Origin of the sequence: Cohnella xylanilytica (assembly GCF_014212175.1) — a bacterium.
GTDB lineage: Bacteria > Bacillota > Bacilli > Paenibacillales > Paenibacillaceae > Cohnella > Cohnella xylanilytica.
Genome location: NZ_JACJVR010000127.1, coordinates 39,554 through 63,478, shown reverse-complemented (window position 1 = coordinate 63,478; position 23,925 = coordinate 39,554). Strand labels below are relative to the sequence as shown.

The 23,925-nt window shown below is 60.8% G+C and carries 14 protein-coding genes; 6 read left to right on the top strand and 8 right to left on the bottom strand.

What is annotated here, in order from left to right; translation table 11 throughout:
• Positions 1-161: 161 nt before the first annotated feature.
• Entirely contained in the window at positions 162-7,085 is a 6,924-nt protein-coding gene (locus H7B90_RS28760; protein WP_185139339.1) for an RICIN domain-containing protein, read from the bottom strand.
• A 347-nt stretch (positions 7,086-7,432) separates the two neighbouring features.
• Here H7B90_RS28760 and H7B90_RS28755 point away from each other — a divergent pair, with 347 nt between their 5' ends.
• The 3 genes from H7B90_RS28755 to H7B90_RS28745 are packed head-to-tail and all read left to right on the top strand — an operon-like array spanning position 7,433 to position 10,106.
• Positions 7,433-8,482: an ABC transporter substrate-binding protein gene (locus tag H7B90_RS28755; protein ID WP_185139338.1), complete on the top strand. Its 1,050-nt coding sequence runs from the start codon at positions 7,433-7,435 to the stop codon at positions 8,480-8,482.
• 10 nt (positions 8,483-8,492) lie between these two features.
• On the top strand, positions 8,493-9,314 hold the full coding sequence (locus H7B90_RS28750) for an ABC transporter permease (RefSeq protein ID WP_212962302.1): 822 nt from the start codon (positions 8,493-8,495) through the stop codon (positions 9,312-9,314).
• Between the two features lie 6 nt (positions 9,315-9,320).
• Positions 9,321-10,106, top strand: coding sequence for an ABC transporter ATP-binding protein (locus H7B90_RS28745; protein ID WP_185139337.1), 786 nt, complete (start codon positions 9,321-9,323; stop codon positions 10,104-10,106).
• A gap of 64 nt (positions 10,107-10,170) precedes the next feature.
• On the opposite strand, the gene H7B90_RS28740 is transcribed toward H7B90_RS28745, so the two are convergent.
• Complete coding sequence (locus H7B90_RS28740) at positions 10,171-12,600, bottom strand: glycoside hydrolase family 31 protein (RefSeq protein ID WP_185139336.1); 2,430 nt, start codon at positions 12,598-12,600, stop codon at positions 10,171-10,173.
• 381 nt (positions 12,601-12,981) lie between these two features.
• Here H7B90_RS28740 and H7B90_RS28735 point away from each other — a divergent pair, with 381 nt between their 5' ends.
• From H7B90_RS28735 to H7B90_RS28725, 3 genes are read left to right on the top strand one after another with little or no spacing between them, the layout of a single operon-like run.
• Positions 12,982-13,500, top strand: a complete 519-nt coding sequence (locus tag H7B90_RS28735; RefSeq protein ID WP_185139335.1) for a MauE/DoxX family redox-associated membrane protein — start codon at positions 12,982-12,984, stop codon at positions 13,498-13,500.
• Positions 13,501-13,514: 14 nt separating this feature from the next.
• Entirely contained in the window at positions 13,515-14,081 is a 567-nt protein-coding gene (locus tag H7B90_RS28730) for a TlpA family protein disulfide reductase (RefSeq protein WP_185139334.1), read from the top strand.
• Between the two features lie 4 nt (positions 14,082-14,085).
• Positions 14,086-15,894 (top strand): ABC transporter ATP-binding protein, encoded by a 1,809-nt coding sequence (locus tag H7B90_RS28725; RefSeq protein WP_185139333.1) that lies wholly within the window; start codon positions 14,086-14,088, stop codon positions 15,892-15,894.
• A gap of 776 nt (positions 15,895-16,670) precedes the next feature.
• Here H7B90_RS28725 and H7B90_RS28720 read toward each other — a convergent pair.
• From H7B90_RS28720 to H7B90_RS28695, 6 genes are all read right to left on the bottom strand, one after another.
• Positions 16,671-18,128, bottom strand: a complete 1,458-nt coding sequence (locus H7B90_RS28720) for an ABC transporter substrate-binding protein (protein WP_246578870.1) — start codon at positions 18,126-18,128, stop codon at positions 16,671-16,673.
• A gap of 168 nt (positions 18,129-18,296) precedes the next feature.
• Positions 18,297-19,169: a carbohydrate ABC transporter permease gene (locus tag H7B90_RS28715; RefSeq protein WP_185139332.1), complete on the bottom strand. Its 873-nt coding sequence runs from the start codon at positions 19,167-19,169 to the stop codon at positions 18,297-18,299.
• Between the two features lie 2 nt (positions 19,170-19,171).
• Positions 19,172-20,092 carry a carbohydrate ABC transporter permease gene (locus H7B90_RS28710; RefSeq protein WP_185139331.1) on the bottom strand — a complete coding sequence of 307 codons (921 nt, stop codon included), beginning with the start codon at positions 20,090-20,092 and terminating at the stop codon, positions 19,172-19,174.
• A 97-nt stretch (positions 20,093-20,189) separates the two neighbouring features.
• Complete coding sequence (locus H7B90_RS28705) at positions 20,190-21,503, bottom strand: response regulator transcription factor (protein ID WP_185139330.1); 1,314 nt, start codon at positions 21,501-21,503, stop codon at positions 20,190-20,192.
• Between the two features lie 16 nt (positions 21,504-21,519).
• Complete coding sequence (locus H7B90_RS28700) at positions 21,520-23,346, bottom strand: cache domain-containing sensor histidine kinase (protein WP_311772833.1); 1,827 nt, start codon at positions 23,344-23,346, stop codon at positions 21,520-21,522.
• A gap of 142 nt (positions 23,347-23,488) precedes the next feature.
• Complete coding sequence (locus H7B90_RS28695; RefSeq protein WP_185139329.1) at positions 23,489-23,806, bottom strand: cysteine-rich CWC family protein; 318 nt, start codon at positions 23,804-23,806, stop codon at positions 23,489-23,491.
• Positions 23,807-23,925: the final 119 nt, after the last annotated feature.

Genomic DNA, 23,925 nt, shown 5'->3' with positions numbered 1-23,925 from the left:
GATTATTTCGACGATTTTATACGACAAATCACACTCGTTCAGCCGCCTGCCTTCCAATCCTGCACGGTCCGAACTAGGCAAAATTGGACCATTGTAAAAAAACAAACCCGCGAGGCGCTCAAGGCGCTCGCGGGTCGTTCGCTATAGCGGCAGGATTCCGATTAGTCGGCCAGCCGGGCCGCTTGCAGCAGGCGGCCTATGGCGACGGCCGCTTCCGCGCGGGTGGCGGTGCTCAGCGGCTTAAACTCGCCGCCGGATTGGCCTTGCAGGATACCTAAGCTTGCGGCGAGTTCGACCGCGTCCGCGGCCCAAGCGTGAATGGACGCTCGGTCCGGGAAGCGGGCAGACACCGTCTGCTCCGGCGATGCCCCGCTCGGCGCCGCGGGCGCATCTCCCGTCGCCGAAGCCCCGCCTTGCGGCGAAGCCCCATCGCCCGCCGCCAGCCGGAACGCCTGGGCGAGCATGACCGCCATCTGCTCGCGGGTGATGACGGCGCCGGGGAGGAACGCGCCGTCCGGCGTTCCTTGGACGAGCCCGTATTCGCCGGCGACGGCGACGTCCTTCGCGTACCAAGCGTTCGCCGGCACGTCGGAGAACGACTTGCCCGCTGCCTCGGCCCGCAGCCCGAGCGCCCGAACGAGCAGCGCCGCGAATTCGGCGCGGGTGACCTCGCGGTTCGGCGCGAACGCGTCCGCGGCCACGCCGTTCACGATCGTTCTCGACGCCAGCCGTTCGATCTCCTTCTTCGCCCAGTGGTTCGCCAGGTCGGCATACGTTACCGGATGCTCCGCAATCGCGAAGATGCCGTTAACCGCGCTTCGGATCGTCGCGACGGTCTTGCCGTCCGCCGTCTGGAACGTCGCAGGAGCATACTCGAAGCGTCCCGTCGACGGATCGTACAGAAGCGCCGTCGCCGCGCCCGGATCGAGCTCGCCGCTCACGTCCAGCGTCCTCTCGACGTAAGTCCGGCCGAAGCCGCCGATCGCCTCGGTCTTGTCTCCGTCCTTGAGCGAGATGCCGAACTCGACCGGAACGCCCGCCAGCCGGAAGCCCTGCTCCTTGGCCTGCTCCTCCGCCTTCTTGACGGCGTCCTCGCTCAGCGGACGAACGGCGAACTTCCATAGAGCCGCCGCCGGATCGGCGATCGTCCGGCTGTCCAGCAGCCGTCCCGCCAGCGACAGCGGGAACCGGTACGAGGCTTCGCCGGAACGAACGACGATCGTCGCGTTCGGGTTATCCGCGAGCGCCTGGCGAAGCCCGGCCACGGTGAACGGCAGCTCCCCGGCGGCACCCGAGCCCGTGCCCGTTCCCGCCTCCGAGCCCGCACCTCCGAGCTCGAAGACGATCGAGTCTTCCTTCGCTTCCGCCAGCTTGCGGTCGTTGGCAGCCGCACCGCCATCATTAGCGACGGGCGCCTCCCCGCCGCCACCGCCTCCGCTTCCGGACCCCGAGCCCGGAGACGGTCTTCCGGCCGCTTCCTTCACCTGCAAGCTGTAGGTCCGCTTCGCGTCGCCGCAGACGACCTCGACCGAAGTCGTTCCCACGCCGCGAGCGACGACTTCTCCGCTATCGTCGATCGTCGCGACGGAGGAATCGGCGACGGTCCAATCGGCGTTCGCGGTGACGTCGGCCCCCTGCCGGTCATACACGCGAAGCTTCGTCTTCTTGCCCTTCTCCAGCGCGAAGCGGGCCGTCGTGCCGTCGCTCAGCTTGACGCTAAACGGCTTGATCGCGTTCGCGAAGCCCTCGTTGAGCTCCTCGAGCGCGAACGCATCTCCCGCCGCGTTCGCCACGTCCGCGATTTTCGCGCCACGGAAGATGACATTGTCGAGGAGAACGGTACCGCCGACCGTCGAGGAGACGTCGACTCCCTTCGTCCCCATGCCGTCGAACACGAGATCCTGTAGCAGCACGTTGCCGATCTTGAAGTTCCCTTGGATCGACAGCCCTTGGTAGGCGCTGTCCAGCGCGACGTTGTCGCGGATGACGACGTTGCCGTCCAGATCCTTGTCGCTGGCGAACACCCAGATCGCGCCGAGATCGGTCGCGTACCCGGTGTCGTAGCTGCCCGTGCGGATAAGCGTGTTCCTCTCCACGACCGTCGTTCCCGCGAACGACACCGGGTTGAAGCGGGTCGATACCGCGATGCCGGCTCCGTTCGTGATCGTGTCCTTGGCCACGTTATCCAGAATCTTATTGTCGGTACCGCCGAAAACAACAATGTTATCCGCCAGCCAAGGCAGCGATACCGTGTTGAAGCGCGCCGTGTTGTTCACGCTGGCCCGGCCTTCGGCCGACCAGATCGCGATGCCGTCGTCGCCCGGGTAGCGAATGTCGGATTGCTCCATCCAGCTATTGCTCGTGCCGACGCAGAAGTTGATGCCGTCCGCCATCAGGTTGCGGATGCGCAGGCCGAGCATGTACAGACCGTCGGTGATCTCCTCGCCGTCCTTCAGCTTCGTGAGCCACAGCCCTGCCTTCGTATGTTCGATCCAGACGTTCTGGATGACGGATCCCGGACCGAACGCGCCGTGAAATGCATTCGTAATCGCTTCGTCGTCGCGCTCGTTGATGCCGCCGTCGATGAGCAGGTCGTACACTTGAATGTTCTTGCCCCGACCGACGAACTTCGCACCGTTCAGCCGCGTGTGCCACATGCCAGCCCCGCGGATCGTCACGTCGTCGAGGTAGAGAAGCCCGTCTCCCAGCTCGAACTCGCCCTGCGGGAACCAGACGCCTTGCCGGGCCGCCTTGGCCGCCGCCATCGCCGCTTTGAACGCGGCGGTGTCGTCCGCGCCGTCTCCGGAGATCGCGCCGTAGTCCGTCACCGAGACGAACCCTTCCGGCTTCGCGAACGGATCCGCGACTTGCTCCAGCTCCGCCAGGTCGACGACGTAATAGTCGGCGGCGCTGTCCGCGTCCTTCTCCAGCCGGATCGTCGCGCCGGCCGGAACGTTCCCGATGAGGGCATGAATCTCGTCGAAAAAGCGGTGAGCGCTGCCTTGGTCCGGATCGTTCGACCAAGGATAGCTGCCGTACTCCCACGCGTATTTGGAAGTCAGCTTCAGCTTCTGCCGGAACTCGCCGTTGACGTACAGGCCGAGCGTCGCTTCCTGGCCCGCCCCGTCTGCGCTGTCCGGGATCGAATAGCGGAGGACGATCGAATTGGCCGCCTTCGCCGTCTTGAATTCGACGTACTGTCCCGTCTCGCCGAGCCTGACCGCCCGTCGGCCGGACGCTTCGGAGGCGACGTCGCGGTAAGCGCGCGAAGGCCCGATCAGCGTTCCGTTCGTCGAGCCGTCCTCGGCTTCGTACGTAATATAAGGAACCGTCGCTCCCCGATACGCCTTGTTCACAGAGTTGTCGACCGTCAAGGAGTCGATCGCCGCTCCGGCGCCATTCCCGGCATCGAATCGGACTTCGACCGAGTTGATGCCGCTTCTAAGATTAAGGTCGAGCGAGAGGCTCCGCCAGCCGGACGCCTTCGGCAGCGTCAGCGTCTGCGCGCGCAAGCCGTTCACGTACAGGCTCGGCGCGCGAGAAGCGTCGCCCGCGTTCATGTAGCGCAGGGTAGCCTTGTAGCCGCCCGCGGCTTGGGCGTTGACGGCGAAGGCGATCCTCGCGCCTTCCGCCTCGAATCCGCCGGCGTAGCCCGAGCCGGCGAAGCCCGCCGCGTCGGACGCGGCCTTGGCGCCGCCGCCGAGGAAGGCGTCCTCGGCCTCGTAGCGCACGTCGGACGCGACCGGCTCGAACGCCCAGAGCGCTTCGCTCTTCGCGGCCGCCGCGTTCAGGCGGACGGCGCCGCCTTCTCGCGCGAGCATCGGCTTCGCCTCCGACGCCGCGCTGCGGATGATCCGGTACCCCAGCGACTCCTCGATCGTCCACTGCGCCGCGGCGTCCGTTCTCCGCGACTCGTCGACGACCGCGAGCGCGCCTCCTTCGCCGGACGCGAGCAGGCGTCCGGTCGACCGGTTTTTCAACAGCTTGCGCCCGTTGAAGTCTTGAACGAGCCACTGCGAGGAGGAGCCTCCGGCATTCCCGAGAACGATCTTGCCGCCCGTCTCCTGCAGCGTCTTCCCTCCGGCGCTTATCGTCACGTAGTTCGTGTCGTTATGCACCGGGGTGGACGTGACGTCGCTCCGTTCGCCGCCCATGGACGGCGTCTCGTACTCGGCCGGCGCCGCTTGAAGCTCCCATTGCAGCGAGCCGTAAGAGACCGGGTACAAGCCCCTCTCCGCGTAGCCCGCCGAGTTCTGAACGTTGACGTATTCGTCGCTGTAGCCGCCGTTCAAGCTGCGAATGAGGGCATTCGCCCCGTCCGGGGACGGCTCGATCGCCCATTCGACGGACGGATCGCTCCCGGCCGACGCCTTGCTCTCGATATAGCGATAGTCCGGGCTCGTCGCCATGGAATGCCCGGTAACCCGGTTCCGGATGCGCGTCGTTCCGTCCTTCGTCTCCAGCACCCAATGCGAGTAGCCGTTCGATTCCGCGACGTCCCCGTACAGGACGACTCCGCCGCTATTTTCATAGAGATACTGGCCGTTGTACACGTTCCGAATGCGGATCGGGCCTTCCGGCAGGCTCGGTCCCTCGTCCGCGACGGGCTCCGCCTTGAACAGCGCGCCGTCCGCGATGGCCCCGTCCTCCGCCTTGACCGACTTGCTCACCCGGACGCCTCCGCCTTCGTCCTCCGCCCGGATATAGTGCGCGGCCCACGCGCTGCGAAGGGCGATGTAGCCGGCCTCCTGCGTGCCGTCCATGAACCACTTCGCGCTGCCCCACACCGGGTAGATCGTCTGAAGCGTCTGCAGCGGCTGCGGGGGATCCGCCTGCTCCACGTCGCCGCCGACGTTCTCCATCGCGACGTAGTGGCCGGTCGCCCGGTTCTTGAGCCGGACGGAGCCGTCGCCCGCGTCCTCGAGGAACCAGACGGCGGACGGATCGGACGCCGGCTTCTCCCCGTAGCGGACGATGCCTTGGGTCGGGTCGGACGCCGAGACTTCCTCGTACAGCGCCTGGCCGGTCTTCTTGTTCACGAGCCGCACGTTCGACGGACGGTCCTCCGCCACCGTCAGGAACTTCCACTTCGGGCTTCCCCAGTTGCGGTTGATCGCTGCGTACTCGGCGTATTTGGTCAAGTTCTGAAGGTTGATCAGACGCTCGACTTCGCCGCCGGAGCTCGGATCGTTCACGCTGCAGATCAGCTTGGAGCCGCCGCCTAGCGTCTCGATGATCCAGACCGCGCTCGTCCAGCTGTCCTCGACGTCGGACACCTGGATGTGCCCGTCCTTCATCGATTGCAGGTTGATATAGTGGCCGGTAGCGCGGTTTTGAATTCTTTTGCGCCCGTTAAACTTCTCGATGGCCCACTGGTCGCGCTGATCGGAGCGGACATTGCCGTACTTCAATTCGCCGTTCTCGTCCTCGTACAGGACGAACGGCTGCCATTCGTTCTGGATGCGCACGTACTGCGGCGTGCCGTCCGTCGGAACGGACGGGTCCTCGAGCAGCCACTGGGCGCCGTCCGAGTTCGGGTCGACGTCTCCGGAGCGGGCCGTGTCCCCGTCTTCCGCGATGTTCAAGTACCCGGCCCCTTCCGCCCGGCCGCGGATCGTGACGTAATCGTCGTACTGGCTCGACGCCTGGAAAAACCATTGATCCTCCGCGGAGCCCTCTCCCGCTCCGTCCGTCGCCAGCAGCGGATCGCCCGCCGCGACGTAATGGCCGGTGGCCGCGTTGCGGATTCTCTTGGCCCCGTCGTAATCTTCCACGATCCACTGGTAACGCGGATCGTCCTTTTGTTCGGTGCCGAGAGCGCCATGCTTCACGACGCCTCCGTCTTCGTACAGGTAGTCCGTTCCGACGCTGCCGGTCGTGAAGTTCACGATGCGGACCGGCTTGATGTCGGATACCGGCTCCAGCTTCCAGTGGGCGTTGGCCCGGCCGGCGTTGGACCAGTCGTTCGAGCGGGCGAACGTATCGTCCGGGAACTGCGTGTTCAGCACGTAGGAGGCATTGAACGCGCTGGAGAACGTCACGTAGCCCGGGACGGAGGCTCCCTGCTCGTCCTTGGCGTCGGCGACGGTCCATTCCAGCTTGAGCGGATCGTCGGACGTTCCCGTTTCGATTTTCCGCCAATAGTTGTCCGGATCGAACTGAACGATAGACTGGCCGGTCGCGCGGTTGCGAAGCTTCACTCCGCCTCCCTCTCCCGGCTCCACGTACCACTGCGCCTTGGCGTCGCCCGGGTCGACCTTGCCGAAGGCGACCGTGTCGTTCGGACGGTCGGGCGCTTCCGGGTTCGCCTTGACGTACAAGGCTTGGCCGGCGCGCTCCCGGTTCACGATGCGCACGGGCTGCAGCTCGGCGACGGGCTCGAACGCCCACTGCGGGCTCTCGAACGTCACGTTGATGTCGTTGCTCGCTTCGGCGAAGCCGAGCTGGTCCTCCTCGTGGATGACGAGGTTCGCCGAGGAGGGGACGGTCGCGCTCTTGATCAGGCTGTAGCCCGCGCGGCTCGCCGGCTCGATGTACCAGCGGTCCGCCGGCGCGCTCTCCGCCGCGGCCTTCGCCGTCAGCGGGTCCCGGCGCTTGGACACTCCTTCGAGCGTGATGTAGTGGCCCGTCTTGCGGTTCTGAATCCGCTTCGTGCCATCAGGGCCATCCTCGATCGTCCAATGCGAGGACGTATCCTCGGAAGCGGTCAAGCCGTAGCGGACCACTCCGTCGGAGGCTTCGTACAGGTAGTTGCTTTGCCATTTGTTTTTGATGCGGATATAGGCCGGCGACGCGTCGGCCGCAGCTTCCGCTATGGCGTCGACGGTTGCGTCGACGGTCGAGTCGGTCGTTGTGTCGGCCGTTGCGTCGGTCGCCGCCTCGCCGATCGCTTCGCCGTTCGCCGGCGTCTGCGGCGTCTGCGGCGTCTGCGGTGTCTGCGTCGGCGTTGGCGTCTGCGCTTGCTCCTGCGCCGCCGTCTCCTGCGGCGACGGAACGGACGGTCCGTCCGCGAACGCGGCGGGAACCGCGGAGAACAGCAGGATCGCCGCCATCAAGCAGGCCAGCCATCTTCGAGCCCTTGCCATTCGGTAACCCCCTCCAAGAAATAACATTCCTATCTATCATAGTTTGGAATCGCTTTCATAACGATGTGCAATTTTAAACGAAATAGGTGCGATTCTACGGGGTGAGAGACATTCGCGGTTCATATCGGGCAATTCCCACGATATTATAATGTTATATAACATAACATTTATCCGTTGTGTTTGACGATAAATCAATTATATGTTATATATACTTACATAGTGTTTGGCGGATTTAGCTATTAGCGAGTAGAAAACCGGTACGGGCAAAGAATGCGGTTTGCGCTGCATTCCTTGCTGTTGTTCCGGTTTTTTATATTTATTAACATATGGAGCTGGGAGGAAAAGAGATGGCGAAGAAATGGGGTTTGGCCTTGCTGACGCTCGCGTTGGCGACGGGATTGGCGGCATGCGGCAACAATAGTGACACGAGTGCGGGCGCTTCGCCCGGGACCGCGTCAACGGGGGCTGAGGCCGGAAGCGGGAACGGAAGCTCCGGCGAACCGACGAAGCTATCGTTAGCGTTGTCGAGCTGGGTCGGCTTCGCTCCGCTCTATATCGCGCAAGAGAAAGGCTTCTTCAAGGAACATGGTCTCGATGTGGAGCTGGTCAAGATGGAGAGCGTCGCCGATCGTCGAAGCACGCTGGCCGCGAACCGGATCCAGGGCTTCACCTCGACCGTCGACACCCATGTGGTCACGGCGGCGAGCGGAGTGCCAGTCGTACAGGTAGTCGCGCTCGACGATTCTTACGGAGGGGACGGCCTGGTCGCGAAGAAGGAAATCAAAAGTCTGAAGGACCTCGTCGGCAAGACGGTAGCCGTTCAGACGGACGGAGGCGCGAGCTTCTTCTGGTTCCTCTACCTGCTCAACAAAGAAGGAATCGACGAGAAGGACATCAAGCTCCAGAGCATGACGGCGGGCGACGCGGGAGCGGCCTTCGCCGCCAAGAAGGTGGATGCCGCCGTTACTTGGGAGCCATGGCTCTCCAAGGCGAAGGATACCGACTTCGGCAGCGTCCTGGTCTCGAGCGACGCTACGCCAGGCGTTATCGCCGATACGATCGGATTGCGCAAGGACTTCGCGGATGCGAATCCGGACGCGGTTAAAGCGCTCGCCCAATCCTGGTTCGAAGCGGTCGAGTACTACAAGACGAACGAGGAAGACGCCGTGAAGATCATGGCGAGGGCGTTCGACCAGACAACGGACGAGTTCAAGGCCGGATTAAGCGGCGTGCGTTATTACGACCAAGCGAGGAACCAAGAATATTTCGGCACCAAGGAACAACCGGGAGCTCTTCGCGAGCTGACGGAGCTCGGAGCGAAGTTCTGGCTGGACCACAAGCTGATCGATTCGGCTCCCGACATCGACAGTCTGATCGACTATTCCGCCATCCGTTAAGGAGAACATCATGAACAGACCCGCTATGCGACGCAAATCGAAGAGAAGGAGATGGCTGGAGCCGCAAAGCTCCATCTCTCCCCGCCTCTACCTTGCCCTGACGCTGTCCAGCTTCGCCCTTCTTCTCGCCGTCTGGTCCTTGCTGACCTATGGCGGCATCGTCGACAAGCTGTTCTTGCCGTCCCCCTCCAAGATCGTCGAGTCGGGAATTACGCTGTTTACCGAATTCGACTTCATTCAGGACATTCTCGCAACGGTTTACCGAGTGCTCGTCGGCTTCGTCTTGGCGTTCCTCGCCGGTTCCGCGCTCGGCGTGCTGATCGGGACTTATAAAGCCTTGGAAGCCTTCTTCGAACCTATGATATCCTTCGTCCGCTATATGCCGGTATCCGCGTTTATTCCCTTGTTCATCCTGTGGATCGGAGTCGGGGACGTGGAGAAAATCTCGGTCATCTTCTTCGGCAGCCTGTTCTCGATCGTCCTTATGACCGCCGTGGAAGTAGGCGGCGTCCGGCGCGAGCTGCTCGAAGCGTCTTATACGCTCGGCTCCTCCCCGCTCGGCGTGCTTCGCTCCGTCATTCTGCCGGCCTCCCTGCCCGGAATGATGGAGATCGCCAGGCTGGTTCTGGGCTGGGCATGGACGTATATCATCGTAGCCGAGCTCGTCGCCGCTTCGACGGGAATCGGACATGTCATCATCGAATCTCAGCGGATGCTGAGAACGAGCAACATTATTTACGGAATTTTGACGATCGGCGTTCTGGGGTTAATAACGGACTTGATCCTGAAGCGGGCCATCCGCGGAATGTTCCCGTGGAATTACGGAAGGTGATGACCGATGCAGCCAAAACTCGAGATTCGCAATGTCAGCAAGAGGTTCCCCGGAGTCAAAAAGAAGCCGGACGTGCTCGCCCTCGACACCGTCGACCTTCACATCGCCACAAACGAATTCATCACCGTGCTCGGCCCTTCCGGCTGCGGCAAATCGACGCTTCTTCGCATTATCGCGGGGCTGGAGGAGCAATCGACCGGCAGCGTGTATTTGGACGGCGAAGAGATCGACGGCCCTTCCGCCGATCGGGGGATGGTGTTCCAGGCCTATTCCCTGTTCCCGTGGCTTAACGTTGCGGAGAACATCGAATTCGGGCTGAAGAACAAAAGGATAGGAGCCAGGGAACGCAAGGAGATCGCTGCCCAATATATCGATTTAGTCGGATTGAGAGGGTTCGAGAACCACTACGCCAAGCAGCTGTCCGGAGGCATGCAGCAGCGGGTCGCCATCGCGCGCGCATTGGCGAACGATCCCGAAGTGCTGCTGCTCGACGAGCCGTTCGGCGCTCTCGATAATCAGACGCGGACGCTAATGCAGGAGCAGCTATTGGAGATTTGGGAGAAAACGAACAAAACGATCGTCTTCATCACGCACGACGTGGAGGAATCCATCTACCTCGCGAGCCGGGTACTCGTCATGACCTCCCGGCCGGGGAAGATCAAAGCGGATATCCCGATTGAGCTGGAGCACCCCCGCTCCTACCAGATCAAAGTGGATCCGCGGTTCCTTCAATACAAAGAGCGCCTCACGGAGCTTATCCGCGAGGAGAGCCTGAAGGCGATCCAAGAATAACGAACGGCAGTCCGCCGCGGCTAGAAGCCGGCGGCGGACTGCCGTTTTTACCGTCTATAGGATGTTATCGAAGTCCCTGCTCTTGCAGCGAGAGACGGAACTCCCCGCCGGCTCCGCGCACGGACACGGTCAGGACCTTCTTCGCCGCGTCGTAATGCCGAGCGCCCGACTCCTCGGCGCCGGACAGCTGCACCGACGACGGCTCGCGGTCCAGGTTCCCGACGGCGATGCGCAGCTCGGACGCGTCTCCCTCGTACCCGTCGTGAACGACGCTCGCGCTAAGCGTACGTTCGCCGTCCGCTTCCGTCCAAGCAAATTCCCGCAGCCGGTAACGCCCGCTCTCGTAGCCGAACGTCCGGCCATCGTCCTCGAACAACCGGAAGCTGCCTTCCCCTCCGGCATAGACGCGAAGCGTCGTCGGCCCTTCCACCGCCTCCTCCGCGTGCTGGCGAAGAGGCTGCTCGGGAAGGATCGCTCCCGCCCGCACGTACAGCGGCATCACTTCCAGCGGCGCCTGCGCCAGAACGAACCGTCCGCCTTCCAGCCTCTCGCCCGTCCAGAAGTCGAGCCATACCCCTTCCGGCAAATAGACGGAGCGGGCGGTCGTCCCCGGACGCAGGATCGGAGCGGCGAGCAGGTCGCGGCCGAGCAGGAACTGGTCGCACAGATTCGCGACGTTCGCATCCTCCGGATATTCCAGCAGCAGCGGACGGACGATCGGCAAGCCGGTCGACGTCGCTTCGTAGAACAGGGAGTACAGATACGGCATCAATCGGTACCGAAGCCCGAGGTATTCCCGGCAAATCGCTTCGACGCGTTCGCCGTATACCCACGGCTCCTGGTGCGGCGTGTCGATGGCGCTGTGATTGCGGCAGAACGGGAACAGCGCGCCCGCCTGCGTCCACCGCGCGACGAGCTCTCCGCTCGCATGGTGGGAGAAGCCGCCGATGTCCGGCCCGGCGAACGCGACCCCGGACAACCCGAGGTTGAGCACCATCGGGATGCTCATCGCCAGGTGCTCCCAGTAGCTGCGGTTGTCCCCCGTCCATACGGCCGCGTAGCGCTGAATGCCCGCGTACCCGGCCCGGGTCAGCACGAACGGACGCTCCCCGCCGAGCCCTCGCGCCATCCCCTCGTAGGTGGCCTTCGACATGAGCATGCCGTACAGGTTATGCCATTCGCCGTGCGTTTTCGGACGGCCGCCATTGGCATGAACGACGTCGACGTCCATCGTCTTGGACGCGGTGTTGAAGACGGAAGGCTCGTTCATGTCGTTCCAGATGCCTTCGATGCCGTGGTCGATATAGAACTGGTGCAAGTCTCCCCACCACTTGGCGGCGCGTTCGTCCGTATAGTCCGTGAAGGCGCTCGGTCCGGGCCACACGTTGCCGATGAACGTCTCGCCCTCGAGCTTCTTGCAGAAGTATCCTTCCCGCACTCCTTCCACGTAGACCGGGTACTTGGGGTCCTGCTTGACGCCGGGGTCGACGATCGGCACGACGCGGAAGCCCATCTCCTTCAGCTGCCGCATCATCCCCTTCGGATCGGGGAACCGCTCCGGATCCCAGGTGAACACCCGGTATTCGTCCATGTAGTGGATGTCCAGGTAGATGACGTCGCAAGGAATCCGCTTCTCCCGCATCGTCCGGGCGATGCCGAGCACTTCTTCCTCGTTCATGTAGCTGTAGCGCGACTGCTGGTAGCCGATCGCCCAGCGCGGCGGCATCGGCGGCTTGCCGGTCAAGCCGGCGTAGCGCTTCACGACGTCCTTCAGCGTCGGCCCTTCCAGCACGTACAAGTCGAGATTGCCGTTCTCGGACTGGATGGCGTACCGGTCCGGCGACGTCCGCATGTCGAACGCCGCGCGGCCCGGATCGTCGAGGAAGACGCCGTAGGCCGCCCCCGTCCCGCCGGAACGGAAGTGGATCAGCAGCGGAATCGATTGGTACAACGCGCTAATGTCCGGGACGTGCGGCTCGTAGACGTCGCTGTTCCACATCTCGTAGCGCTCGCCCTTCTTGTCCAGGAAGCCGGTCTTCTCCCCCAAGCCGTAGAAGTGCGAGTTCTCGTCCATGCCCGCCGTCAGCGTCGCGCTGCGGTCCCGGTCCCAGAACAGGTCGACGCCCGCGAGCAGCGTCTCCCCGTTCGCGCGGAAGACGGAGAAGATGCCCCGTTCCCGGTCGACGGCGACGGCGACCCCGCCGGCGGCAACCGCGCGATAATCGCGCGCCGTCTCTTCCAGCGAGACGGCGCCGGCCTTCGTCTGCGGCAGCACGGCGGGCGTCGTCGCCAGATCCGGCGCGACACCGAAGAACAGGCGGATGCGCACGGCACCATCTGCGAGGAAGGTCAGCGAGAGATTCGCCTTCTCCCCGTACAACCGCACGCCTTCTTCCGCGAGTTCCCACCGCGCGACGCGTCCGATCCGGTGGACGGCGGCCCGCGCCTCTCTCTTGTCGTTACGGTCGGGGTGGATCGTCTCGCTCGTTAACATGTTATCTTCACCTCTGCATTAAGATGCCTGAGTCTCTTGGAGCCGCTCCGCCAGATCGCCGACGATTCGGCCCATGCTGCTCCCCCTCGCTTAAGACCCGATAGCTCATATCATTATGGAAGAACGGTCCGGCCAAAAGAATGCGCATTGTTATGGATACCGTGTGAGATTCTTCGATCTTGCCGGGAACGCAAGGCTCCCCTCTGCAGGTCTCTGCTAAAATAGTAATATTTCTCCTATTTCCAATAGAAATGAGCATTTCCTAGATATAACCAAATTAATTATTATGAGGGCAACTCCCGGCGGATCTTGAGAGATTTCCTCTATGCGCTCCGCCGCTTGGACAACTTTATGCCGATTGCGGCGAAATGGAGGAGGTTCATGACGATCTCGGAATTCCTTCGCCTGGGACTCGCGATAATCTTCGCATTCGCGGGAATCGCCAAGCTCGCCGGACCCGCATCGTTCCGGGCGACGATGCGTTCCTTCCTTCGGCGCGAACGATCGGTCCGCGCGGCATCATGGCTCGTCCCCGCGCTTGAGATCGCGGCCGCGGCCTTGCTGCTCTGGCCCGTCCGCTGGTTCGGGGAAGGATTGACCGTTCTGCTCGCGTCGGGATTCGCCGCCGTCGCCGGAATCGCCTTGGCGCGAAAAGAACGAATCGAGTGTCACTGCTTCGGCAAAGCCATCCCGCAAACCCTTGGCGTGCCGACGCTCCTGCTCGCGGGAATGCTGGCGCTGTCCTCGGCCTACTTGCTGTACGACGGCTCCGGGAGAAGCCCGCTCAAGGCTTCGCCGGCCGACGCGGGGGCCGCCATCCTCATCTGGGTCGGCCTGTTCGCGATCGTCGCGCTGCTGCGCGCGATGTTCCGGTCCATGCGCTCCGAATCTCATCCTTAGGGGGAATCCTGTCGATGAATCCGCTTTTTATGGTCTCCTATTTCACCTTGTGGGCGTTAACGCTCTGTCTGGGCGCATGCGTCGTTTATATGCTCCGCCGCATGAACAGGATCAAGCGGCCGAATTTCCCGCCGGGCATTCCGGAGGGCGAACTGCCCGGACTGGAGCCTCGCTCCGAATTTCCCCGTCTCGACATGATCGATACCGCCGGGAAGGAAATCTCGCTGCGGAATACCGTTGTCGTGTTCTCCGTTACGGGGTGCGGCGTCTGCAAGCTTCTCTATCCCGTGCTGCATAAATTCAAGGACAAGCACCCCCATCTGAAGCTCGCGATCCTCATGTTCGAGGAGAACGAAGGCGAGCTGCCGGCCGTCATGCAGGAATACGACATCACGCTGCCCGTCATCCCCCATCGGATGGAGGAAATGACAGTTTACCGGACGACCGTGTTCCCGTTCGCCTATACCCTCGATTCGAATGGCAGGGTCGTCGCCAAAGGACACGTGAACGAAGAAGCGCATTTGCGGACGCTGGCCGAGCCGATCTTGCCGCAGGCTCCCTCGCTCTCGCCCGCGGGCTGACCGAATGGCGGGATGGAACGCGGCCCGCAGACAATTGGCGTTGACGCTGGGGGCCATGGTGCGCATGACGGCACTCCTGTTCCGAATAATGCCGCTGAGAATGGCGACGCTGACGGCCTGCGAATTCGGAACGGCCATGCTGCCGGTCGCGCAAATCTATATGACGGCCGAACTGGTCGCCGCCGCCCAAAGCGCTATCGGCCAGGGCGGCGGTTACGGAAGAGCATTGGCCCTTCTTCTGGGGCAAGCCGGTCTCTATTGGCTTCAAAGCTGCCTTGACATCGCGAACCGATTCCAGAACAGCCGCATCAAGCTCGGCCTCATGCTGCATATGGGACATCGGACCGGCAGCAAGTCGACCCGCCTGCCGCTCATGCGTCTGGAATCGCACGAATTTTACGACCTGCAGGAACGGGTATTCGCCGGACTCGAGCATCGGGGATTGCAATTCTTCTCTTCGATGACCCGAATCGTGCAATCGGTCGCGACGCTGGCGGGGTTGATCGTCGTTCTGCTCGGCTTCCATCCGTTATTGGCCGTCGGCTTGGTGCTCCTGGTCCTTCCTTCGCTGTACATCGACATCAAGGAGAGTCGGTTCCGGTTCTTCCAGGATATCCGGCAGACGCCCAAGAAGCGGAAGGCGGAATACTTCTTCGGCCTCCTGTCCAACCGGGAATGGGCGAAGGAGATTCGAATCTTCGGCTTGTCGAATCATTTTCTCGGCCAATGGAAGCGATTGTACCGGGAGAACGGCGAAGAGCAGCTGGAGCTGGAGCGCCGCATGTCCTGGCTGAAAGCCGGCTTCGCTACGGCATGGGCTGCCGTCTTCTCGCTCGTCGGCAGCCTGCTGCTTAAGCTGGCTGCATCAGGACGTCTTGGACTGCCGCCGTTCGTGGCGCTTCTTCAAGCGCTGTCGTCCGTGCAAGGCAACCTGCGCGCGATGTCTGCCCAGATCGCCGGAATATACGAGCTGGCTTTGTACACGCAGGAATGGTTCGACTATCTCCGAATGGAAGAGGAGAACGAGGCCGGGGGACAAGAGGAGTCCCCCTTCCCCTTGAAGCAGGGTATCGATGTCGCCGGACTCGCGTTCCGTTACCCGGGAGCCGAACAGCCGGCGCTGGACGGCATCTCCTTCCGCGTTCGTCCCGGCGATAAGGTCGCGATCGTAGGGGAGAACGGAGCCGGCAAGAGCACGCTGATCAAATGCTTGCTTGGCCTGTATCCAACGACAGCCGGACGGATCGCCTTCGACGGAATCCCCGTCGACCGCATCGACCCGAACGCGCTGCGGGCCGGAGTAGCCGCGATCTTCCAGGACTTCGTGCAATATCAGCTGTCGCTCAAGGACAACATCGCATTCGGAAGCCTTCGGCATCGGGAGGATCCCGACAGGCTGCTCGAGGCCGCCGCCAGTTCCGGCGCCGACGAGTTGGCTTCGCAGCTGCCGCATGGATTCGACACGGAACTCGGCTACCGGTTCCTCGGAGGATACGAGCTGTCGTACGGACAGTGGCAGCGAATCGCGATCAGCCGGGCGTTCTTCCGCAACGCCGACATCCTGGTGCTGGACGAGCCCACCTCCGCCCTCGATCCGATGGCCGAAGCCGCCTTGTTCGATCGGCTCGCCGATCTGAGCGAAGGCCGCACCACCTTCTTCACTTCGCACCGGTTGGGTATATGCCGGAAGGCCGATCTGATTCTCGTCATGAAGAACGGCCGCATCATCGAGCAAGGCAGCCATGAAGCGCTTATGGATCTGCAAGGCGAATATGCGCGGATGTTCCGAACCCAAGCGGAAACTTATCGCTAAAGCCGATGACCCCCATGCCCTGAAAGGAGGTGAACCAAACGATGAGCTGCTATTATTATTGCGGTTATGGCTGCACGAACTCCACGGGAAGCGCCTACTACAAGCGCTGCCTGAACCAAGCGAACGGCTCCTGGTCGGAGTCGCAAGTAGGCTGCTGCTAATGCAGGACTGACAAGGGAGCTGTCCCATAAGTAAATTTTTTGCTCGCTTTGGGAACAACCCGCTCGCAAAATGGGGTAGAAATCACTGAATGGCGGCGTAGGGAGAGTTATCCCTGCGCCGCCATTGCACGTTTGGGTCCATTGCTGCTCAGCGGGACCCTTCTCAGTCTCGCTTCGATCATGTCGATTCCGAATCGCCGCACGGTTCCCGGCAACTGGCCAAGAGTCGCTTCGACCTTCTCCGAATGAGGTGCAAGCAACGAGTATCCGCTGGTCGCCGATGCAAGCTGTAACCGAGAATAAACTGATTTTCCGTTCCGACCTGCACATTGTAGCCCGGCTTACGCTGGCTGTTTCGCATAACAAACGCGATGTCGATTTCGAAGAGGCGATGAAATAAATAGGGGGTCTGTATCCATCGCTAACTACAAAGCAGGGGCCGTCCCTCAGTCATTGTTGATGACCTTTGGGACAGCCCCGTTGCTTTTTATTATTTCATGAAGCTCTATATCGATATATCCAACGAGAATAGGTCCATACGTCGCTGCATGAGAGAGGAGGGCTGCCCCTCGGCGGATGCGCTCCGCGCCGGGACAGCCCTCTCTGCTCTAACGATTAGTTAACCTTGATATTGTTGTAATACTTTTCTTGCATCAGCTTCGCCGCGCTGTCGAGCAGCTTCTTCGGATCGGCATCCTTCTTCGTGAAGACTTCTTGGATGACGTTCGTCATCGTGCTGTAGTAGTCTTGCGTGTTGTATTGCGCTTCCGGCTTGCCGTCGAGCAGAGCGGCTTCAGACGGGTCGTACTTGTACGCGTTGTCGTACTTGGCGAGCAGCTCTTGCACCTTCTTGCCGTACTCGGAATCTTCCTTGTAGTAGTTCATGTGCGGAGGCACGTAGTACTTGCCTTCGCTCTTCAGTTGTTGGATGCTTTGCTCCAGCGATGCCAGCGCGTCGTCGGAGTAGTAGTCGAACACGATATAGTTGAATGCGGCTTGCTGCTCGGCCTTGCTGGCGTTCGGGTTGATGATCAGGTAGTCGCCGCCGAGGACGCCGGTGTGCTTGCCGCCTGCTTGAGCGGCCGGCATCGGATAGACCGCCAAGTCTTCCGGCTTCATGCTCGCTTGCAGCGCTTGCTGCAGAGGGCCGTCGGCGCCTGCGATAACCATGGCTGCGCGACCTTGCGCGAACGCCCCGGTGGCGCCGCCCCAGTCGAGCGCCCAGTCTTGCGGAACCGCGTTCGCTTCCCAACGCAGCTTCTTGTAGAGTTCAAGAGCTTTGACGCCGGCGTCGGAGTTGAAGGCCGCGGTTACTTTGCCATCGGCGACGTTCTGAATCTCGCCGCCCGCTTCGAACAGGAAGTTCGTCCAGTTCCAGCCGCCGTCGCCGACTTTGGCCATCAGAGCGACGCCCGCGATGCCCTTCTTCGGATCGGTCGCTTGCTTGGCGATATTGTAGAAGTCATCCCACGTCCAGTCGTAGGAAGGAAGCGCGATGCCTTTGTCGGCCAGCATCTTCTTGTTGATCACGACTTCGCTGACGTAACCTTGCTGGGCGACGCCGTAGACTTTGCCGTCGAGGATGAACTGGTTCTGAAGAACCGGGTTGATGTCGTCCTTATGCTCGTAATTGTTCCACAGATCCGTAATGTCCGCGGCCCAGCCCTTCTCGACCAGCATCTTCGCTTCCGTCGCGTAGGTGTTGAAGAAGGTCGGCGCCTCGTTGGCGGCCATCTTCGGACCGATCTCGTCGACCTTGTACTGCCAGTCGTCCTTCTCGATCTTGACGTTCGGATACTTCTCCTGGAACCGCTTGATCTTCGCGTCTTCGATCGTGCGGAGTTCTTGCTTGTCGGCCGTCGGATAGTGAATCTTGATCGTTACCTTCTCCGCGTTCGGATCGACGGACGGCGATGCCGCGGAATCCGAAGGCGACGCCGCCGGCGAAGAACCCGAGCTCGAAGGCGACGGGCTGGCGACCGAACCGTTGGTGTTGTTGCTGCCGCATGCGGTCGCCAATGCGCTGAGCATGGCCACGCCAATCAGCAGAGCCGGCAATTTTGTCTTTTGCATTGTAACTCCCCTTATCCGTGTGGAATTTATGCTACGACCTCATCATAATGGAGGCGCATTCACTAGGGCGATGTGTATTCCTATTCGCATCGTGTGCAACATTACGATTCGTCGCGCGCGCAGCATGACGATCTGCGCTTGTACACCTTTACGTTTCGTCGAATCCCGTTATCCCTTCACGCCGCCCAGATGAAGCCCGCGCATGATGAACCTCTGGAACAACAGGAAGATGACCATCGGCGGCACGGCGACCATCGCCAGAATGGCGAATTTGATGTTCAGCTTGATGCCTCTCGCGTTGATGACGTTCTTGTAAATCGCCGAAGCGACCGGATAATGCTGGTCGTCATGCATGATCAACGAAGGCCAGAACCAGTCGTTCCAGGCGGACGAGAAGATGAAGATCGCCAGCGTGGAGATGATCGGCATCGCCAGCGGCAGCGCGATTCGCGTGAAGCCGTACCAGTTGGACGCCCCGTCGATGCGGGAAGCTTCGAAGATCTCGTTGTTGATGTCGTCGAAGAAGCTCTTAAGCAGCAGCATGTTGAAGGCGCTCGCGCCGGCCGGCAGCCAGAGCGCGAAGAACGAGTTCATCAGCCCGAGGTCCTTCAGGTTGACGAAGTTCGGCACGATATACGTCGACGGCGGAATGAACAGCGTCGACAGGAAGAAGAGGAAGATCAGCTTCCGGCCGGGCAAGTTCAGCTTGGACAAGGCGAAGGCGGCTCCGCCGAGCGCCGCCACCGTTACGATCAGATTGCCGAGGAAGACGAACAGCGAGTTCCGCATGAACAACGGCAAGTTCATGAGGTCCCAGCCTTCCTTGAAGTTCGTCGTGACCCACTCTCTAGGCAACAGCTTGGGCGGGAACGAGTTGACGTCGATCGTGGACTTGAACGCGTTCAGGAACGTGACGGCGATCGGGTACAGCATGCTGAGGACCATCGCCAGTATGACGATCGACATGACGACGATCAGAATTCGGGTCGCGGACTTCTTATAGTCATGGGTGGACAGAATACCGCGTTCGGCTGCTCTCATGATTATCTGTCCCCCTGGTTGTTCAGTCTGAATTGGATGATGGCGAGCACGCTGAGCACGATGAACATCAAGACGCCCATCGCGGAAGCGACGCCGTAATTGAGCTGCGTGAAAGCATACTTCACGATCTTGAGCCCGTAAGTCATCGTCGCGTTGACCGGTCCGCCGTCGAGCATCGCGAGCTGCGATTGATAGCCTTGCGACGTCGCGATCAGTTGCATGATCAGCATCAAGCCGATCAAGCCCTTGATCGAAGGCAGCGTAATATGGCGGATGCGCGCCCAGATGCCGGCCCCGTCGATCTCCGCCGCTTCGTACCAGTCTTTAGGGACGCTGAGCACGGCCGCCAGGTAGATCAGCATGGCGGAACCGAACGATTGCCAAGTCTCCATGATGACGAGCGAAGCCATCGACCACTTCGGATCCGTCATGAACATGATCTGATCGAGGCCGATCCATTGCAGTGCGGCGTTGATCGGCCCGACCGGATCGTAGATCCAGCGCCACAGGCCGTAGAGCACGACGAGCGGGATCACGTTCGGCAAGTAAGCCATGACGCGCAGCGCGCCCTGAAGGCGCCGAACCTCGGAGATCGCGACCGCGAACAGAATCGGCACCCAGAACCCGATGATTAGGCAGAGCGCCATATAATACAACGTATTTTTGATCGATTGGCCGATCGTGGAGTCGTGGAAGACCGTCTTGTAATTGTCGAAGCCGACCCAGGAATTGCCCTTGACGAAGTCGACGTCCTGGAAGCTGAAGATGACTCCCTTGACGATCGGAAGCCACAAGAACAGCACGAAGATAACGATCGCCGGCAAGAGGAATAAATACCCCGACCCATGCTTTCTGATTCTGGATGGTCTCCTGCTGTTGGTTGCTGCCGGCGGACGAGCCGGCACAACGGTGGTGTGGTCCATGGCGCTCCCTCTTTCCCTCTGTATATGTGTCTTTATAATTGTAGAGAAGCGGAGGGGGGAGTGAACATGTGCGTTTCTATGACGATCGTGTTCGATCTTACTTCTTGAGTTCGCTAGGGCTGATGCCGTAATATTTCTTGAAGATCTTGCTGAAATGCTCCGGAGATTCGTAGCCGACGCGGTCCGCGATCTCGTAGCGTCGCATATCCGTCGTCATCAAGAGGCGGCGGCTCTCCTCCATGCGCAGCTTGATGACGTACTCCCACAGGTTGCATTGCATGTACTTCTTGAACAGATAGCTTAGATAGTTGGGGCTGACGTGGTTGTGCTGGGCGACTTCGTTCAGCGTGATCCCTTTCTTGCCGTAGTTCTCGTCGATATAACGCTTGGCCTGCTCGACGATCACATTGCTCTGAGCGACCCATTCGTCTTCCGAGGACGTCTCCGCGTTCATCGCCCATTTGTAATCCCCGTAATAGAAAATGTAGTGATCCCGATGCTCGGCATTCCACTTCATCGCCCTGTGCGCTTGCAGGCTCAACATCGGAATGAACGTCGCTTCGCGCAAGATCTGGCTGATGCCGACGATACTCTTCATGCGCAAGTAGCGTTCGATGTTGAAGAAGAGGCTTCGCCCGATGAATTCGAGCTGCTCGATCCGGTTCGCGTTCGTCTCCTCGTACGCCCGCTCGCTCCAGGCGAGCAGCACGCACAGCTCGTGGTTCGGCGAATAGAACGCGTGATGGCTCCAATCTTGGCCGAGAAGCTCGCTGGCGATGTTCAAGGCCGCGTATTCGAACAGCCCTTTGTCCTTATCGGCGACGCCGTCCAGCAGCAGGCGCGCCCGTATAACGGCGAAGTAGGGACCGCCGATGTCGACGCCGAACCGGCTTCTCAATTCGGACGCGACCGTCTCCGCTTCCCGATCCTCGCAGTTCATGAGCCGATTCAGCAGCCGATGGCGGTCCTCGTCGGGCTGCTCCATCTGGAAGTTGGCCCGCATGAGCGACATCTCTTCTTCGCCGACGGGGGCGGGCCGCTCGATCTTGAGCAGCACGTTGCGAACCGTGTTCAGGAAGTGTTCGTTGTTGAGCGGCTTGATCAGGTAATCCTTCGCGCCGAGCCGCATCGCCATCTGGGCGTATTGGAACGTCTCATGCGCGGAGATGACGATCGTCTCCACCCACGGCTTGATGATCTTAGCCTGATGCATCAGCTCGATGCCGTTCATCGTTCCCATCTGGATGTCCGTCACGATCAGGTCAACGTCTTCCAGGCGCAAGTAGTCGAGCGCTTCTTGTCCGTTGCCGGCGGTCAGAATCGTTCCGATCGCAAGACCGGAAGTACGGAGCAGATTGCTGAGGCCCTTGCAAATGAGCGGTTCGTCGTCGACGAGCAGAATCGTGTACATATCAGGTCCCTCCCGCTTAACTTATTCCTGCATCCGCCGCGTTCGGCTTCTCTTCCTGAAGACGGAACGGCAGATGAATCGTCACGAGCGTGCCTCCGCCCTGCGGCATCGAATATTGAATGCCGTAGACCTCGCCGAAGTGCAGCTGGATCCGTTCGTGAACGTTGTGAACGCCATAGCCGGAACGGTCTTCAAGCCGCGGCTCGCGGATCATCCGGTTGAGCGCTTCGTGGTCGATCGGCTTGTAGCCGTTGTCCTCCACTTGGACGACGACCTCATCTTCTTGCCGCAGCATCCGGACGACGATGACGCCGTCTTCGCCCATGTTGCGCACGCCGTGGATGATCGCGTTCTCGATCAGCGGCTGCAGCGAGATTTTCGGAATGAGGCTCGTCAACGCTTCCTCGTCCGTCTCCCAGTGGACTTGGAATTCGTACTCGTACCGCTTCTGCTGCAGCAGCGTATAAGCCGTCGCATGCTCCAGTTCCTCCTGAAGCGTGATAAGCTCGCGCCCGCGGCTTAGGCTGATCCGCATCAGCTTCGACAGCTCTTTGATCATCTCCGCCGAATCCGAGTTGCCCTCCAGCGTCGACTTCCAATAGATACTTTCCAGCGTGTTGTAGAGCAAGTGCGGATTGATCTGCTGGTAGAGCAGCTGCAATTGCGCTTCCTTCTGCTTGATGTCCAGCACGTATTGTTCTTGGATGAGAACGTTCAGCCGGCGCGCCATGTTATACACCGAATGAATGAGCACGCCGACCTCGTCGTTGCGGTCGATCACTTCCGTCGGCACCTTGCGCCCGGGCTCGTAGACCCGGGCGAAGCCGGCCAGCTTCTGCAGCGGGAACAGCAGCGACCGCCAGAAATACGCCATGACGATGATCGCGAAGAGCGAGTACGCGACCGAGATCAATTGGATGGCGTGCTTCACTTCGCTCTGCTGCCGCAGCATCGAGGCCGCGGAGATCCGGTAGACCAGCTTCTGCTTGATCTCGTAGTCGGCGTGCTGCACATAGATGTAATCTTTGTAAATATCGTCGGTCGTGTTCTCGTTCTTCGTCCCGACGACCATCGACGGGGGCAGATCCAGCTTCTCGCCCATGCTGTCGTGCACGGTAGAAGCGAGAATCGTGTTGTCGTAATCCGTCAGGAACATCTCCCCGTTATCCGGCAGGGAGACCGAATTGAGCGACTGCTCGATTTTCTTGTCCATGTTGCTCGCGACCAGCACGCCGACGATCAGCTTGCCGCTGATCGTGCTGTTCACCGCGCGAATGTACGCTAACGTCTGCGAACGGCCGGTTCCGATGCCGTCGATGATCCTCAAGAATCCTCTGCCCTTCCGGGAGATCGCTTCGTCCGTCCAGGAAGGCTTGTTCAGATCCGAGTAGAAGAAGACGCCGCCGTTGCGGAACTTGGACGAAGTCTGCGGGGCGAAGCTGTACTTCTGGAGCGGATCGTATACGTACAAATAATAGGCGATCGAGTCCCCTCCGGACGTGCCCATCGTGAACGTCGGCAGAAGCTTGTCGGCGGTCTCGTATACTTTCAACCGGTCGTAGACGTCCTCGGCGCCCGCCTGCAGTTGCTGTACGTTCGGATTGACGATGATCGTCGACATGACGCGATTGACGGTGTCGATGTCCCGGTTGATCAGAAGATGGTTCTGCTTGTTGAGCTCCATATAAGCATTCGTGACGTGCCGCTTCAGAATGCTCTCGGCCTGGTTGTTGGCGTACAGATTCAACACGAATACCGGACTGACGAGAATAAGAAACAGCAGGATCAGTTGGCGGTTCAGCTTCATCCTCGTCAGCGGGTTGCGAAAGCGAAGTTTGAACAAGGCGGCGCACCTCCGGCGGATGACAATTCAAGTATGATCGCTTGTTGCGGCAACCGTAAGCGCTAACAGGAAAATGCGTAATTTTGCGCCTGAATTGCGTGGAATCGCTCACGGGCGAAGCGATTATTCGAACGGTCTATGATCACTTGCCGCCCCCGGAAGGTGCTTCCATCGGTTTATCGTCTTCGGCTGCGCACCGGGAGCAGACGCACGCCTTGCGGCGCAGTTCCGCGGGAATCCGGCTTAGCACGGCTTCGGGAATTCGCGCCGTCATGCACCAGCAATCGCCGGGCGGCTCGCCGGCCGTAACGGCGCACCCGTTCGGCTGCCCGCACAGAGGGCAACGGGAAGGGTCAACTTCGGAATCAAGGAGCGGCGACGCCGAACGACCCGAAGTTCCTTGACTCGGTACGATCGGCTCTTCCGGCGATTGAGATGGTTTCTCCGTAGGTTGGGTCATGACGCTGTTCCCCGCTTTCATCCAGTTCTTGTCTTGTCTTAGCAAGATCGTACCTTCAATCCGGCAGGCTGACAATAGAGATCGCATTTGGGGATACAAAAAAGGAAGCGAGGTTTTCG

Bases quoted from the DNA above. Each gene is read 5' to 3' on its own strand.
- H7B90_RS28760 (WP_185139339.1), bottom strand. From the start codon at position 7,085: ATGGCAAGGGCTCGAAGATGGCTGGCCTGCTTGATGGCGGCGATCCTG.
- H7B90_RS28755 (WP_185139338.1), top strand. From the start codon at position 7,433: ATGGCGAAGAAATGGGGTTTGGCCTTGCTGACGCTCGCGTTGGCGACG.
- H7B90_RS28750 (WP_212962302.1), top strand. From the start codon at position 8,493: ATGAACAGACCCGCTATGCGACGCAAATCGAAGAGAAGGAGATGGCTG.
- H7B90_RS28745 (WP_185139337.1), top strand. From the start codon at position 9,321: ATGCAGCCAAAACTCGAGATTCGCAATGTCAGCAAGAGGTTCCCCGGA.
- H7B90_RS28740 (WP_185139336.1), bottom strand. From the start codon at position 12,600: ATGTTAACGAGCGAGACGATCCACCCCGACCGTAACGACAAGAGAGAG.
- H7B90_RS28735 (WP_185139335.1), top strand. From the start codon at position 12,982: ATGACGATCTCGGAATTCCTTCGCCTGGGACTCGCGATAATCTTCGCA.
- H7B90_RS28730 (WP_185139334.1), top strand. From the start codon at position 13,515: ATGAATCCGCTTTTTATGGTCTCCTATTTCACCTTGTGGGCGTTAACG.
- H7B90_RS28725 (WP_185139333.1), top strand. From the start codon at position 14,086: ATGGCGGGATGGAACGCGGCCCGCAGACAATTGGCGTTGACGCTGGGG.
- H7B90_RS28720 (WP_246578870.1), bottom strand. From the start codon at position 18,128: ATGCAAAAGACAAAATTGCCGGCTCTGCTGATTGGCGTGGCCATGCTC.
- H7B90_RS28715 (WP_185139332.1), bottom strand. From the start codon at position 19,169: ATGAGAGCAGCCGAACGCGGTATTCTGTCCACCCATGACTATAAGAAG.
- H7B90_RS28710 (WP_185139331.1), bottom strand. From the start codon at position 20,092: ATGGACCACACCACCGTTGTGCCGGCTCGTCCGCCGGCAGCAACCAAC.
- H7B90_RS28705 (WP_185139330.1), bottom strand. From the start codon at position 21,503: ATGTACACGATTCTGCTCGTCGACGACGAACCGCTCATTTGCAAGGGC.
- H7B90_RS28695 (WP_185139329.1), bottom strand. From the start codon at position 23,806: ATGACCCAACCTACGGAGAAACCATCTCAATCGCCGGAAGAGCCGATC.